We start from the raw sequence: 13,722 nt of genomic DNA on the forward strand, positions 1-13,722 counted from the left end.
CCAGACGCCAACGAAGTTCACCGACGCCAACGATATTTGCGCGAATACCGTTGGCGTCCGTGCATACCGTTGGCGTCTGCGGGGGGAGGGGCGGCTTCCTGAGTCATCCTTGCCGAACTCCCGCCGACGGGGTCCCGACTGCCTAGGATGGCTTACAGGTGCGGCGACGCCGACCTTCACTCTGCGTGGTATCTTGATGTCAAGATAACTTCGTGGATAGCTGACGATGAGGAGAACGATGAGCGTCAACAGTTTCGGGGCACGGTCGAGCATCGACGTGGACGGCACCCAGTACGAGATCTTCCGCCTGGATGCGGTCGAGGGTTCCGGGAAGCTGCCCTTCAGCCTCAAGGTGCTGCTGGAGAACCTGCTGCGCACCGAGGACGGCGCGAACATCACGGCAGACGACATCTCCTTCCTCGGCAACTGGGACCCGACGGCGGAGCCTGACCACGAGATCCAGTTCACCCCGGCGCGCGTCGTCATGCAGGACTTCACCGGCGTGCCGTGTGTGGTCGACCTCGCGACGATGCGCGAGGCCGTGTCTGCGCTGGGCGGCGACCCGACCAAGGTCAACCCGCTCTCGCCGGCCGAGATGGTCATCGACCACTCCGTCATCGCCGAGGTGTTCGGCATCTCTTCGGCCTTCGAACAGAACACCGACATCGAGTACCAGCGCAACCGCGAGCGTTACCAGTTCCTCCGCTGGGGCCAGACCGCCTTCGACAACTTCAAGGTCGTCCCCCCGGGCACCGGCATCGTGCACCAGGTCAACATCGAACACCTCGCCCGCGTGGTGTTCCCCCGCACCGTCGACGGTGTGCTGCAGGCCTACCCCGACACCTGCGTCGGCACCGACTCGCACACCACGATGGTCAACGGTCTCGGCGTCGTCGGCTGGGGCGTCGGCGGCATCGAGGCCGAGGCCGCCATGCTCGGCCAGCCCGTCTCGATGCTCATCCCGCGCGTCGTCGGCTTCAAGCTGAGCGGCAAGCTCAACGAGGGCACCACCGCCACCGACCTCGTGCTCACGATCACCGAGATGCTGCGCAGGCACAAGGTCGTCGGCAAGTTCGTCGAGTTCTACGGTGAGGGCGTCACCGCCGTCCCGCTCGCCAACCGCGCCACCATCGGCAACATGAGCCCCGAGTACGGCTCGACCATCGCGATCTTCCCGATCGATGACAAGACCATCGACTACATGCGGCTGACCGGCCGCGACGAGCACCAGCTCGCCCTGGTCGAGGCCTACGCCAAGGCGCAGGGCCTGTGGCACGACCCGGCGCACGAGCCCGTCTACTCCGAGTACATCGAGCTGGACCTCGGCTCGGTCGTCCCGTCGATCGCCGGTCCGAAGCGCCCGCAGGACCGCATCCTGCTCAGCGAGGCCAAGGAGAACTTCGAGGCCAACGTCCCGACCTACACCTCCGACCCCGACAAGGTCGTGCCCGTCACGCTGGCCGACGGCACCTCATTCGAGCTCGGAAACGGCGCTGTCACCGTCGCGTCCATCACCTCGTGCACCAACACCTCCAACCCGAGTGTCATGATCGGCGCGGCGCTGGTCGCGAAGAAGGCGGTCGAGAAGGGCCTGACCCGCAAGCCGTGGGTCAAGACGTCGCTGGCCCCCGGATCCCAGGTCGTCACGGACTACTACGACAAGGCGGGCCTCACGCAGTACCTCGACGCCATCGGCTTCAACCTCGTCGGATACGGCTGCGTCACCTGCATCGGCAACACCGGCCCGCTGATCCCCGAGATCTCCAAGGCCGTCAACGACGAGGACCTCGCCGTCGCCGCGGTCCTGTCCGGCAACCGCAACTTCGAGGGTCGCATCAGCCCCGACGTGAAGATGAACTACCTCGCCTCGCCGATGCTCGTGATCGCCTACGCGCTGGCCGGCACGATGGCCATCGACCTGCTCAACGACCCGATCGGCACCGCCACGGACGGCTCGGAGGTCTTCCTGGCCGACATCTGGCCGTCGCAGGCCGAGATCGAAGAGGTCATCGGCACCTCGATCAACTCCGAGATGTTCGCGGAGCGCTACGCCGACGTGTTCCGCGGCGACGAGCGGTGGCGCTCGCTGCCGACCCCCGAGGGCAACACGTTCTCCTGGGACGACGACTCGACCTATGTCCGCAAGGGCCCGTACTTCGAGGGCATGCCCGCCACCCCCGATCCCGTCACGGACATCTCCGGCGCGCGCGTGCTGCTGAAGCTCGGCGACTCCGTCACCACCGACCACATCTCCCCGGCGGGCAACATCAAGCCCGACTCGCCGGCGGGGAAGTACCTCTCGGAGCACGGCATCGAGCGTCGCGACTTCAACTCCTACGGCTCCCGTCGCGGCAACCACGAGGTGATGATCCGCGGCACCTTCGCCAACATCCGCCTGCGCAACCAGATCGCCCCCGGTACCGAGGGCGGCTTCACGCGCGACTTCACGCAGGCCGACGGGCCGGTCACCACCGTGTTCGAGGCCTCCGAGGCCTATGCGGCCGAGGGCACCCCCCTGGTGGTCCTCGCGGGCAAGGAGTACGGCTCCGGTTCCTCGCGTGACTGGGCGGCCAAGGGCACCGCGCTGCTGGGCGTCCGCGTCGTCATCGCCGAAAGCTACGAGCGCATCCACCGCTCGAACCTCATCGGCATGGGCGTCCTGCCGCTGCAGTTCCCCGAGGGCCAGTCCGCCGCCTCGCTCGGCCTGACCGGCGAGGAGACCTTCTCGGTCGCCGGCGTGACGGAGCTCAACGACGGCGTGACCCCGAAGACGATGAAGGTCACCGCGGTGGCCCCCGACGGTACCCTGACCACGTTCGACGCGGTCGTGCGCATCGACACCCCCGGGGAGCGCGGCTACTACGTCAACGGAGGCATCATGCAGTACGTGCTGCGGAACCTAGCCGCCGCCTGACCCGCCAACTGACCTCGACGGGGTCGCGTCCCTTGACGCGGCCCCGTCGCCGCGTCTGGATTCTGTCGGCCCCCGGGTGTTCAATGGAACGCATGTTCGATGAAGAAGATGTGATCCGCGTCTACGTGCCGCCCGGCTGGCCGGGCTCGGTCCGCCCGCCGGGCTCGCCCGGATGGCAGTCCAGCGCCGAGAGCTTCCTGCTCGACTCCTGTCCGGCCGAGTACCGCGGCTACCCGGTGCTGCGTCGACATCCGGTGGTGCTCGCACGGCTGGCGAAAGAGTTCCTCGCGTCGCAGCTGGCGGCCACCCGTTCCGCGCTGGCGGGGGTGCGCACGTCGCTCACCGGGCTGGTCGACACCGGCACGGTCGATCAGACGGCCGCCGTGCTGCAGCAGGAGGAGGCGCGCCTGGTGCGGGTCGCCAGGGGAGTGGATCTGGTGGATCAGGCGCTGCGCGACGTCCGGTTCGTGCCTCGGCTGTGAGCCGTCGCCGTCCGGAGCCGATGGGGCGCGGCGTCAACCGGCCGGTTCGCTTGGCCGTAAGATGACACCTATGTCGTTGTTGGAGTCGATCAGCAGTCCCCGTGACCTGCGGGCGCTGTCCCGGCGTCAGCTGGAACAGCTCGCCGACGAGATCCGCTCCTTCCTGATCACCAAGGTCAGCCGGACGGGAGGGCACCTCGGGCCCAACCTCGGCGTCGTCGAGCTGACCATGGCCATCCATAAGGTGTTCGACTCGCCGCGCGACCCGATCATCTTCGACACCGGTCACCAGAGCTACGTCCACAAGATCCTCACCGGGCGCGCCGCGCAGTTCGACAACCTGCGTCAGCGTGGCGGCCTGTCGGGTTACCCCGAGCCGGCTGAGTCGGAGCACGACTGGGTGGCCAACTCCCACGCATCCACCGCGCTGAGCTGGGCGGAGGGCATGGCCAAGGGGTTCAGGCTGAGCGGCGAGGAACGCACGGTCGTCGCGGTCGCGGGCGACGGCGCCCTGACCGGGGGCATGGCCTGGGAGGCGCTCAACGACATCGCCGACAACGACGACCTGAGGCTCGTCATCATCGTCAACGACAACGGTCGCTCCTACACACCGACGGTGGGCGGGTTGGCGAACCACCTGGCAGGCCTGCGCACCGACCATCGCTACGAGCAGACGCTGTCGCTCATCAAGCGCTCGGTGATGCGGATGCCGATCTTCGGCCGCCCCGTCTACGACCTGATGCACGGGTTCAAGACGGGCGTGAAGGACGTCCTGGCGCCGCAGTCGATGTTCTCCGACCTGGGCATCAAGTACACCGGCCCCATCGACGGGCATGACATCACGGCGCTCACAAACCACCTCGAGCAGGCCAGGCAGTATCCCGGTCCGGTCATCGTGCACTGCGTCACCCGCAAGGGGCGCGGGTTCCTTGCCGCGGAGCAGAACGAGGAGGACCGCTTCCACGCGGTCGGCAAGATCAACGAGTTCACCGGCGAGCCGCTGTCCGCCTCCGTGCAGGCCACCTGGACCGACGCGTTCGCCGAGGCCATGGTGCGGCTCGGTCAGAGGCGTCGCGACGTCGTCGCCATCACCGCGGCCATGCTGAACCCCGTAGGGCTGGGCCGCTTCGCAGCGGCCTTCCCTGAGCGCATCTTCGACGTGGGCATCGCCGAGCAGCACGCCATCACGTCGGCCGCCGGCATGGCGAGGACGGGGCTGCACCCCGTTGTCGCGCTGTACGCCACCTTCCTCAACCGCGCCTTCGACCAGGTGCTGATGGACGCTGCGCTGCACCGGGTCGGCATCACCATCGCACTCGACCGCGCCGGCGTCACCGGCTCCGACGGCCCAAGCCACAACGGGATGTGGGACATGGCGATGCTCGGCATTGTGCCGGGGTTGCAGCTCGCGGCCCCTCGCGACCAGGCCCGCCTCGTCGACGCACTCGACCGCGCGGTCGACGTCGACGACGCCGTGACGGTCGTGCGCTACTCCAAGGAACGGCTCCCCGACGAACTGCCGGCCGTCGCACATCATGGGGAGGCGCTTGACCGCGTCGACGTTCTGCACCACGGTGAGGACGCGACGGTCCTCATCGTCGCCATCGGACAGTTCGCCGGGCTCGGGCTGGCCGTGGCCGACAGGCTCTGCAGCCAGGGCATCACCGCCACGGTCGTCGACCCGCTCTGGGCGCTGCCCGTCAGCGGCACACTGGTCGGGCTCGCGTCGTCCCACGACCTGGTCGTCACGCTCGAGGACGGGCTGATCGACGGCGGCGTCGGGGAGCGCGTGGAGGCGGCTCTGCGCAGGATCGGCGTCCCGAGCCGGGTGCTGGCCTTCGGTGTGCCGAAGCAGTTCCTCAGCCAGGGCTCCCGCGATGAGGTCCTGGACGAGATCGGTCTGACGGCGCCGAAGATCACCCTCGCGGTGCTCGACGCCGTCCTCGGTGCCGACGACGCCAGCGGCGTCTCCCGGCAGCGCTCGGCCTGACGGGCCCGTCGGTCAGGCGCCGAGCGCCTGGTCGATCAACGGTGCGAGGAACTCCACCTGCCAGGGGCGGGCGCCCAGCCGCGTCAGGTCGTCGGCGCTCGGATGCGCCTCGGTGAAGAGGGCCTCCTGCAGCACCTGCGGGGGAGCGATCAGGCTCGCCTGCAGGCCACCGAGATCGCAGGCCAGCTCCTCGACCAGTGGCCGGACCAGAGACCATCGCCGGGCGGCGTCCGGATTGATCCGTTCCCAGGTCCTGGGCTGCGGGATGCCCGTCGTCCTGACCCGGCGCGGAGGGTACGTCGACTCGGGGGCGTCGCGCAGGTCGTCGAGGGCGCGAAGCCAGTCGTTCATCCACCTGGCGCCCGGTGTTCCGGCGAAGGCGGAGACCCGGCGCAGCGACTCCCGCGTCGGGATCTCGTCGCGCGAGCGGGAGGCCGCCTCGATGATCGCGGAGTCCGGGAGGATCCAACCAGGGGGGCGGTCTCGCCGCTGCGCGATCGCGTCCCGTGCCTCCCACAGGGCCCGGGCGACCGCCAGCTGTCGGACTGTCTTCAGTGTGGTGATCTCCTTGAGGCGACGCCAGGGATCGACGCGCGGGACCGGGGGTGCCGTGTAGCGCACGAGTTCCTCTGCGCTCTCCTGCAGCGCCCACTCGAGGCGTCCCGTCGCTTCGAGCTGCGTCGAAAGAGTCTCGGCCAGCTCGATCAGGTAGTCGACGTCGAGGGCGGCGTAGATGAGCCACGCCTCCGGCAGCGGTCGGCGTGACCAGTTGTCAGCAGAGTGGGCCTTCCGGAGCTGGATGCCGAGTTCCCCCTCGAGCAGCGGGCCGAGGCCGGCCCCGGGCTTGCCGAGGAGTCGGGCGGCGAGTTCGGTGTCGAAGACGCTGGGAGGCACGATGCCGAGTTCCGTCATGCACGGCAGGTCCTGGCTGGCCGCGTGGATCAGCCAGGTGGCGTCGCGGCAGGCTGTGACGAGGTCGGAGAGGTCGGTGCGGGTGCCCTCGAAAGCGACGGGGTCGATCAGCCAGGTCCCCGCCCCCTCGCGGCGGATCTGCAGAAGATAGGCCTTGGGCCAGTAGCGGTGGCCGTGGGCGCGTTCGGTGTCGAACGCTACGGGGCCCGTCGCGTCGGCCATCGAGACGAGGCAACGGTCGAAGTCGTCGGCCGTCGAGACGACGGGCCGCAGAGGCTCGCGGGAGGATTCGATGTAGCTCATGAGCGGCGCCCCGTCGGGAAGGCCGCGATGTCGGGCGGCAGTGGTGGTTCTCCGGCGACCATCAGCAGAAGCTCCTGCCAGGCCTCCAGGTGCGGTGTGAGAGGGTGATTCGGATCGAGTCCCGGCGTCCAGGAACTGCGCAGCTCGACCTCGGCCCGGTCGGCGTCGGTCATCTCGCCGAAACCGCGGCCGTACGACGCGGTGACGGTGCCGGCCAACGCATCGGCCGAGCAGTCGTGCGTCTGCAGGGCGTCGGTGAACCACGACCAGGCGACGTCGGGCAGCAGAGGGTCCACGACCATCTCGAGGTCGACCTCGGCCCGGACGTAGGTGACGAGTCGGAACGTGCCTCCCCATGCCTGGTTGCCGAGCGGGTCATGCAACAGGATGAGCCGCCCGGTGGCCAGCGGGTCGTCCGGCCCTGTGAGCTCGCCGGCGATCGCGACGGAGTGGGGCGCGATGCGCTGCGGAGAGCCGATCTCGTCGATGCGGAGGTCGCCTCGCCAGTGCATGTCCCGCAGCTCGGTGAGAGCGCGGGCGAAGCCCTCGGGGACGAGGCTTGTCACGTTGGCTGCCACACAGGAAGACTAGGGCCGTGCGGCCTGGATCGACGGTGGACGCGCCGGTCAGTCGCGCCGAAGGCACAGCGACACGGAGTTGATGCAGTACCGCAGATCGGTGGGGGTCTCGTAGCCCTCGCCCTCGAAGACGTGACCGAGGTGGGAGTCGCAGGCGGCGCAGCGGACCTCTGTGCGGACACGGCCGGGGAGCGAGTCGTCGCGCAGGTAGCGGACGCGGTCCTCGGCGAGCGGCGCGAAGAAGCTCGGCCAACCGCAGTGCGACGCGAACTTCGTGGTGCTGCGGAACAGCTCCGCGCCGCAGGCTCGGCATTCGTAGACGCCCTCGTCGACGGTGTCGGTGTACTCACCCGTGAACGGCGCCTCGGTGCCGCCCTGGCGGAGCACCTGGTACTCGAGCTGGCTCAGTTGTTCACGCCACTGACTGTCCGGCCTGGTGAGCTTCGGCATGTACTCCTCGGTCATGCCCGCGATCGTAGCTCGCCGGGCAACCGGACAAGGCTCACGCGTCCTCGTCGTCGTCCGACTCGAGCGGCAGCTGCGTCGGGGTTCCGTCGAGCAGTTCCATGGCGCCGAACGCGTACCGTGCCAGGATCAGCAGCCTCAGCTGCTCGGAATCGCCGATGGGCGCGGTCACCGCGATCGCGCCGGCGCGGGCGCCCGCGTGTGCCATCGTGTGGTACTGCACCGTGGGTGTGAGGTACATGGCTGCCACGGTGATGTGCCGGCGGCCCTGGGCGCGCAGCGACGCGACTGCCGTCGCGGTCGCTCGACCGTCGCCGTCGTCGGTGGCCAGCTGCACGGGCAGGCGGTGATGCGCGGCCCACTGCCGTGCGCGGCGGCCGAGCAGGGACGTGCCGCGCAGGTCTCCGTGGGCCGGGGCCGCGAGCACGAGCCCGTCGATCTCGAGCGCCCCGTTGCGGTGCAGCGCCTCCCGCACCCGCCCGTCGAGGATGTTCAGGAGTTCGCTGGCCGGCCCGATGGGGCGTGACACGGCCACCCGGATGTCAGGGGAGTGCACCAGTGTGGCGAGGCGTTCGTCGTGGCTGGCCGCGGACACGAGGTCGAGCGGGACGAGGACCGCCTCGGCGACGTCGCGGCTAGCGAGGCCCGCCAGGATGTCGGAGATGCTGGGCTCGCCGTCGACGCGCCCGATATGCACCTTCAGGTCTCGACGCGCATGGCGCAGTGACGTGACGATGGTGGTGAGGGTCTCGGCGACGCCGGGCTCTTCAGGGCCGGAGGTCACGAGCACGATGGCAGGTGCTGTCATGGCCTCGCTTTCCGACGTACCCGCGCACCGTTGCACGCGGCGGGGTAGTGGGTTCCGTCAGGAACCAGCGTGGGCGATGGCGGTTTCGAACCGCCGACCTCTTCGGTGTGAACGAAGCGCGCTACCACTGCGCCAATCGCCCCAGCGAGAAGGGAGTCTAGTGCAACCTTGTCCGGATTGCGAACCGGTGATCTCGACAGTGGCGAAGGGGTGACAATGCCGCCCCGTCGTCGACCCCGGCCAGCCCTCCTGCGTCGGCCTTCCCGAGGACGCCAACGAAATCAACGGACGCCAACGCTATTCACGCACATATGGTTGGCGTCGGTTCGTTGGCGTCGGTGAACTTCCTTGGCGTCTGGGGGGATCGAGGCGGCCCGGCGGCGAGGCGACACGCCGGGGCGGGGTCCTCCCGAGAAGCCGAGAACAGCCACCTGGCAAGGGGTGACGCCCTTAAGGCGACGGGTGGGTGGCGCCCGACCGTGACCCCGATTTGTCATCCCAGGCACGGGTGGTCTAATGTTTTCCATGCGCCGAACGGAGCAGGCCAAGGGCCGGTAGTAAAGTTCAGCGCAATGCGGACGTGGCTCAGTTGGTAGAGCATCACCTTGCCAAGGTGAGGGTCGCGAGTTCGAATCTCGTCGTCCGCTCGGAGATCAAGTCTCTCCCCCCACTCCGGGAGGGTGAACCTCCATCCCGGTGGAGTGGCCGAGAGGCGAGGCAACGGACTGCAAATCCGTGTACACGGGTTCAAATCCCGTCTCCACCTCGGGCGGTTGGCGCAGTGGTAGCGCGCTTCCTTGACACGGAAGAGGTCGCCAGTTCAAACCTGGCATCGCCCACCGACGATGAACCCCCAGCTCAGCTGGGGGTTCTTTCGTTTCCTGTCCCATCCCCATCCGGAGCGCCACGCAGGCGCGGCTGTCCGTTACCCAGGGTCTCGGCTGCCGCCTCGGACACGGTCAGGACTGAGAGGGAGCGGCGCGGTAGCGTGCCGGCATGGCACGAGTAGCGGCGCACCCCGTGGGGCTGGTCCTCATCGCGATCGCGTCGGTGCAGTTCGGAGCCGCGCTGGCCAAGGGTGTCTTCGACGAGGCCTCGCCCTGGACGCTGGCCTTCCTCCGAGCCGCGGTCGCCAGCGTCGTGCTGCTCGCCATCGCCCGGCCCCGCCTCCGCGGGCGCGGCGGGCGGGACTGGCTGCTCGTCGTCGCCTACGGGCTGTCCCTCTCTGGGATGAACCTGGCGATCTACCTGAGCTTCGAGAGGATTCCGATCGGCGTCGCAGTCACGCTGGAGTTCATCGGCCCCCTCGCGCTGGCAGTGATCGGATCCCGACGGCTGATCGATCTTCTGTGGGTCGCGCTGGCGGCGGGCGGGGTCGTGCTGCTCGGGGCATTCGGGGCGGAACTGGACCCCGTCGGCGTCGCGTTCGCGCTCCTCGCGGGGGTGCTGTGGGCCTGCTACATCGCGCTGGCCGGGCCGCTGGGCACCCGGTGGGCCGGGGTGGAGGGGCTGGCGGTCGGCAGCAGCCTGGGTGCGCTGACTCTCGCCGGCCCCGTACTCGCGATGGGCGGCGTCGGGCTGGGCAGCGCTCACGTGCTGGTGGTGGGAACCGCGGTCGCGCTGCTCAGCAGCGTCGTGCCCTACGCACTGGAGCTCAACGCGCGGCGCACGATCAGGGCATCGACGTTCTCGATCCTCATGAGCCTCGAGCCCGCGGCCGCGGCCGTGTTCGCGTGGCTGGTGCTCGGTGAGGTGCTGGGATATACAGAACTCACGGCGATGGCCGCCGTCGTCGCGGCATCGGTGGGAGCGGTCCGGACGGCCGGAAGGAGAGGTCATGGCACGCAGGCAGCAGGGAACGCCGGCGCTCAAGGCGCTTGAGGCGGCCGGCGTCGAGTTCGTCACACACGAGTACGAGCACGACCCCCGGGCCGACAGCTTCGGCCTCGAGGCCGCCGAGGCTCTCGGATTCCCCGCGGCCCGCGTGTTCAAGACGCTGCTCGCGACGAACGGCCAGGCGCTGGTGGTAGGCGTCGTGCCCGTCACGGGCAGGCTCAACCTCAAGTCGCTGGCGCACGCGGCGGGACACAAGAAGCTCGAGATGGCCGACCCCCGCCTGGCGGAGCGGAGGACCGGGATGGTCGTCGGGGGCATCAGCCCGGTCGGCCACCAGCGCCGGCTGCCCACCGTCTTGGACGCCTCCGCGATGTCACACGACACCATCCTCGTGTCCGGGGGACGGCGCGGGCTGGACGTCGAGCTCGCCCCCGGCGACCTAGTCAGGCTGACCGGGGCGACCGTCGCCGACATCGCCGCGGGGTAACATCACCAGATGAGCGACAACGACGTGACCCTGACCAAGAACGACACCGCCAACCGATTCGAGCTGCGCGTCGGCGAGAACCTCGTCGGCCTCATCGACTACCGCGCGCTCGCCAGCGGCGCCGTCGACATGTTCCACACCGAGATCGATCCTGCCTATGGCGGTCAGGGGCTGGGGCAGCGCCTCGCGGCGTTCGCGCTGGCCGACGCCCGCGAACAGGGCTACCAGGTGGTCCCCAGCTGCCCCTTCATCGACCGTTACCTCGACCGTCATCCCGAGGACGCCGAACTGCGCGCCTGAGGACCGGCGCGCGGCCCCGGCGCGCTTGCGGCACAATGGACCACGCGCAGACTGCGCGCCCATGAGAACAAGGAGCACCGATGAGTGGAGTCATCACCGTCCGTCGTCACGGCAACGCGGAACAGGTGGAACTGACTCAGACCACCACGGGGCTCGACATCTTCGGCGACGACCGCACGGTTGTCGCGATGCGCGTGGCCGGGACGACCGTCGACCTGCAGCGCGAACTGAGCGACGGAGACGTCGTCGAGCCGGTCCTGATCAGCGAGCCCGAGGGACTCTCGATCCTGCGCCACTCTGCCGGCCACGTCACCGCCCAGGCCCTCCAGTCCCTGTTCGTGGAGGCGAAGCTCGGCATCGGTCCGCCCATCACCGACGGCTTCTACTACGACTTCCAGACCTCGCCGCTGACCCCCGAGGACCTCAGGTCGCTCGAGAAGAAGATGGGTCAGATCGTCAAGGAGAAGCAACGCTTCGTGCGCCGCGTTGTCACCGACGACGAGGCCCGCGGCGAGCTTGCGGAGGAGCCGTTCAAGCTCGAGTTGATCAGCGACAAGTCGAAGGCATCCGACGACGACGGCTCCTCCGTCGAGGTGGGCGCGGGCGAGCTGACCATCTACGACAATGTCCGCCGCGACGGCAGCGTCGCGTGGAAGGACCTGTGCCGCGGCCCCCACGTCCCTAACACCGGCTACCTCGGTAACGGCTGGGCACTGACGCGCACGTCCGCCGCCTACTGGCGCGGCGACCAGGCCAACGCCGGGCTGCAGCGCGTCTACGGCACCGCCTGGGCGAGCAAGGACGACCTGCAGGCCTACAAGGCCCGCCTCGACGAGGCCGCGAAGCGCGACCACCGCAAGCTCGGCCAGGAACTCGACCTCTTTAGCTTCCACGAGATCGTCGGCTCCGGCCTGCCGCTGTTCCACCCCAAGGGCGGCGTCATCAAGCGCGCCATGGAGGACTACGTGCGCGCCCGCCACATCGAGGAGGGCTTCGACTACGTCGGGACCCCGCACATCGCCAAGGAGGAACTCTTCTACACCTCCGGGCACCTCCCGTACTACGCCGAGGGCATGTTCCCGCCCCTCCTGGAGGACGCGGAGCGCGACGAGCAGGGCAACGTCGTCAGGGGCGGCACCGCCTACCGGCTGAAGGCCATGAACTGCCCGATGCACAACCTGATCTTCTCCTCGCGCGGGCGCTCCTACCGCGAGCTGCCGCTGCGGTTCTTCGAGTTCGGCACCGTGTACCGGGACGAGAAGTCCGGCGTGGTGCAGGGACTCACCCGCGTCCGCTCCATCACGCAGGACGACTCCCACAGCTACGTCGCCAAGGAGCAGGCCCCCGACGAGGTCCGCCACCTGCTGCGCTTCATCCTGTCGCTGCTCCACGACTTCGGGCTCACCGACGTCGCGCTCGAGGTCTCGACCCGCGACGAGGACGGCAAGAAGAAGGACAAGTTCATCGGCTCCGACGAGCAGTGGACCGAGGCGACGGCCATCCTGCAGCAGATCGCCGACGAGTCCGGCCTCCCCGTCGTCCCCGACCCGGGCGGCGCCGCCTACTACGGCCCGAAGATCTCGATCCAGGCGAAGGACGCCATCGGGCGCATCTGGCAGATGTCGACCATCCAGTACGACTTCAACCAGCCCGAGCGCTTCCACCTCGAGTACACGGCCCCCGACGGCTCCCGCCAGCAGCCCGTCATGATCCACTCGGCCAAGTTCGGCTCGATCGAGCGGTTCATGGGCGTGCTGATCGAGCACTACGCCGGCGCGTTCCCGGCCTGGCTCTCGCCCGTCCAGGTCGTTGCGGTGCCCGTCGCGTCCGAGTTCGACGAGTACCTCGCGGGCGTGGTCGAGAAGCTGCGCGCGCAGGGTGTGCGCGTCCACTTCGACGACTCGGACGACCGGTTCGGCAAGAAGATCCGCAACGCGACGAAGGAGAAGGCCCCCTTCATCCTCATCGCCGGCGGCGAGGACCGCGACACCGGTGCCGTCTCCTTCCGCTACCGCGACGGCTCGCAGCACAACGGCGTCCCCGTCGATCAGGCGGTCGCCGACATCGTCGACTTCATCGCGTCGCGGTCCAACGCCTCGCCGTCGGCGAATGCCTGAGATCGAGGACGCGGCCTCCCTCCCCGGGGTCCCGGATGCCTTCCAACGTCTGTGGACCCCGCACCGCATGGTCTATATCAATGGTGAGGGTAAGCCGAAGGACGCGGCGCAGTGCCCGTTCTGCTCCTCGCCGGGGCGCGACGACGCTGACGGGCTGGTCGTGCACCGCGGGGAACACGCGTTCGTCGTGATGAACCTGTTCCCGTACTCACCCGGCCACCTGCTGGTGTGCCCGTACCGACACGTCGCCGACTACACGGACCTCACGACCGACGAGACCCGTGAGGTCGCCGAACTCACGCAGCAGGCGATGCGGGTCGTGCGGCGCGTGTCTGGTCCCGACGGCTTCAACCTCGGCATGAATCAGGGGGCCGTCGCCGGGGCGGGCATCTCGATGCACCTGCACCAGCATGTGGTGCCGCGCTGGGGTGGGGACATGAACTTCCTACCGATAGTCGCCCAGACCCGGGCCGTTCCGCAGTTGCTCGGCGACGCCAGGCAGCTGCTGGCCGACGCTTGGCGGGAGTGAG

The 13,722-nt window shown here is 68.9% G+C and carries 12 protein-coding genes and 4 tRNA genes; 11 read left to right on the forward strand and 5 right to left on the reverse strand.

Going from position 1 to position 13,722, the window contains the following annotated elements; all coding sequences use genetic code 11:
* Positions 1-238: 238 nt before the first annotated feature.
* The 3 genes from acnA to dxs all read left to right on the forward strand — a co-directional run bounded on the left by acnA (position 239) and on the right by dxs (position 5,386).
* Positions 239-2,914: an aconitate hydratase AcnA gene (acnA, locus tag QH948_RS06500; protein ID WP_281146021.1), complete on the forward strand. Its 2,676-nt coding sequence runs from the start codon at positions 239-241 to the stop codon at positions 2,912-2,914.
* Positions 2,915-3,006: 92 nt separating this feature from the next.
* Entirely contained in the window at positions 3,007-3,396 is a 390-nt protein-coding gene (locus tag QH948_RS06505; protein WP_219079850.1) for a hypothetical protein, read from the forward strand.
* Between the two features lie 70 nt (positions 3,397-3,466).
* Positions 3,467-5,386 carry a 1-deoxy-D-xylulose-5-phosphate synthase gene (gene dxs, locus QH948_RS06510; protein WP_281146022.1) on the forward strand — a complete coding sequence of 640 codons (1,920 nt, stop codon included), beginning with the start codon at positions 3,467-3,469 and terminating at the stop codon, positions 5,384-5,386.
* Positions 5,387-5,398: 12 nt separating this feature from the next.
* Here the strand turns inward: dxs and QH948_RS06515 are convergent, their stop codons facing one another.
* The 5 genes from QH948_RS06515 to QH948_RS06535 all read right to left on the reverse strand — a co-directional run bounded on the left by QH948_RS06515 (position 5,399) and on the right by QH948_RS06535 (position 8,594).
* Positions 5,399-6,601: an HRDC domain-containing protein gene (locus QH948_RS06515; RefSeq protein ID WP_281146023.1), complete on the reverse strand. Its 1,203-nt coding sequence runs from the start codon at positions 6,599-6,601 to the stop codon at positions 5,399-5,401.
* The gene (locus tag QH948_RS06520) at positions 6,598-7,179 is read right to left on the reverse strand and encodes a DUF3000 domain-containing protein (protein WP_281146024.1); all 582 of its coding nucleotides are present in this window, start codon (positions 7,177-7,179) and stop codon (positions 6,598-6,600) included. The genes QH948_RS06515 and QH948_RS06520 overlap by 4 nt, the downstream gene beginning before the upstream one ends.
* 48 nt (positions 7,180-7,227) lie before the next feature.
* The gene (gene msrB / locus QH948_RS06525; protein WP_281146025.1) at positions 7,228-7,644 is read right to left on the reverse strand and encodes a peptide-methionine (R)-S-oxide reductase MsrB; all 417 of its coding nucleotides are present in this window, start codon (positions 7,642-7,644) and stop codon (positions 7,228-7,230) included.
* 37 nt (positions 7,645-7,681) lie between these two features.
* Complete coding sequence (locus tag QH948_RS06530) at positions 7,682-8,452, reverse strand: sirohydrochlorin chelatase (RefSeq protein ID WP_281146026.1); 771 nt, start codon at positions 8,450-8,452, stop codon at positions 7,682-7,684.
* 70 nt (positions 8,453-8,522) lie between these two features.
* Positions 8,523-8,594, reverse strand: a tRNA-Val gene (locus QH948_RS06535).
* A 432-nt stretch (positions 8,595-9,026) separates the two neighbouring features.
* Here QH948_RS06535 and QH948_RS06540 point away from each other — a divergent pair.
* From QH948_RS06540 to QH948_RS06575, 8 genes are all read left to right on the forward strand, one after another.
* Positions 9,027-9,099: transfer RNA gene (locus QH948_RS06540), tRNA-Gly, on the forward strand.
* 48 nt (positions 9,100-9,147) lie between these two features.
* Positions 9,148-9,218, forward strand: a tRNA-Cys gene (locus QH948_RS06545).
* Position 9,219: 1 nt separating this feature from the next.
* Positions 9,220-9,291 (forward strand) — tRNA-Val (locus QH948_RS06550).
* A gap of 157 nt (positions 9,292-9,448) precedes the next feature.
* Complete coding sequence (locus QH948_RS06555) at positions 9,449-10,333, forward strand: EamA family transporter (protein WP_281146027.1); 885 nt, start codon at positions 9,449-9,451, stop codon at positions 10,331-10,333.
* Positions 10,290-10,775 carry a Cys-tRNA(Pro) deacylase gene (gene ybaK / locus QH948_RS06560; protein ID WP_281146028.1) on the forward strand — a complete coding sequence of 162 codons (486 nt, stop codon included), beginning with the start codon at positions 10,290-10,292 and terminating at the stop codon, positions 10,773-10,775. Before QH948_RS06555 ends, ybaK begins: the two co-directional genes overlap by 44 nt.
* A gap of 9 nt (positions 10,776-10,784) precedes the next feature.
* The gene (locus QH948_RS06565; protein WP_219079837.1) at positions 10,785-11,075 is read left to right on the forward strand and encodes a GNAT family N-acetyltransferase; all 291 of its coding nucleotides are present in this window, start codon (positions 10,785-10,787) and stop codon (positions 11,073-11,075) included.
* Positions 11,076-11,155: 80 nt separating this feature from the next.
* Positions 11,156-13,192 carry a threonine--tRNA ligase gene (gene thrS, locus QH948_RS06570; RefSeq protein WP_281146030.1) on the forward strand — a complete coding sequence of 679 codons (2,037 nt, stop codon included), beginning with the start codon at positions 11,156-11,158 and terminating at the stop codon, positions 13,190-13,192.
* Positions 13,185-13,721, forward strand: coding sequence for an HIT family protein (locus QH948_RS06575; protein ID WP_281146031.1), 537 nt, complete (start codon positions 13,185-13,187; stop codon positions 13,719-13,721). Before thrS ends, QH948_RS06575 begins: the two co-directional genes overlap by 8 nt.
* Position 13,722: the final 1 nt, after the last annotated feature.

Origin of the sequence: Tessaracoccus lacteus (assembly GCF_029917005.1) — a bacterium.
In the GTDB taxonomy this organism is placed as follows: domain Bacteria; phylum Actinomycetota; class Actinomycetes; order Propionibacteriales; family Propionibacteriaceae; genus Arachnia; species Arachnia lactea.

Bases quoted from the DNA above. Each gene is read 5' to 3' on its own strand.
- QH948_RS06555 (WP_281146027.1), top strand. From the start codon at position 9,449: ATGGCACGAGTAGCGGCGCACCCCGTGGGGCTGGTCCTCATCGCGATC.
- QH948_RS06515 (WP_281146023.1), bottom strand. From the start codon at position 6,601: ATGAGCTACATCGAATCCTCCCGCGAGCCTCTGCGGCCCGTCGTCTCG.
- msrB (WP_281146025.1), bottom strand. From the start codon at position 7,644: ATGACCGAGGAGTACATGCCGAAGCTCACCAGGCCGGACAGTCAGTGG.
- QH948_RS06575 (WP_281146031.1), top strand. From the start codon at position 13,185: ATGCCTGAGATCGAGGACGCGGCCTCCCTCCCCGGGGTCCCGGATGCC.
- QH948_RS06565 (WP_219079837.1), top strand. From the start codon at position 10,785: ATGAGCGACAACGACGTGACCCTGACCAAGAACGACACCGCCAACCGA.
- acnA (WP_281146021.1), top strand. From the start codon at position 239: ATGAGCGTCAACAGTTTCGGGGCACGGTCGAGCATCGACGTGGACGGC.
- dxs (WP_281146022.1), top strand. From the start codon at position 3,467: ATGTCGTTGTTGGAGTCGATCAGCAGTCCCCGTGACCTGCGGGCGCTG.
- ybaK (WP_281146028.1), top strand. From the start codon at position 10,290: ATGGCACGCAGGCAGCAGGGAACGCCGGCGCTCAAGGCGCTTGAGGCG.
- thrS (WP_281146030.1), top strand. From the start codon at position 11,156: ATGAGTGGAGTCATCACCGTCCGTCGTCACGGCAACGCGGAACAGGTG.
- QH948_RS06505 (WP_219079850.1), top strand. From the start codon at position 3,007: ATGTTCGATGAAGAAGATGTGATCCGCGTCTACGTGCCGCCCGGCTGG.
- QH948_RS06530 (WP_281146026.1), bottom strand. From the start codon at position 8,452: ATGACAGCACCTGCCATCGTGCTCGTGACCTCCGGCCCTGAAGAGCCC.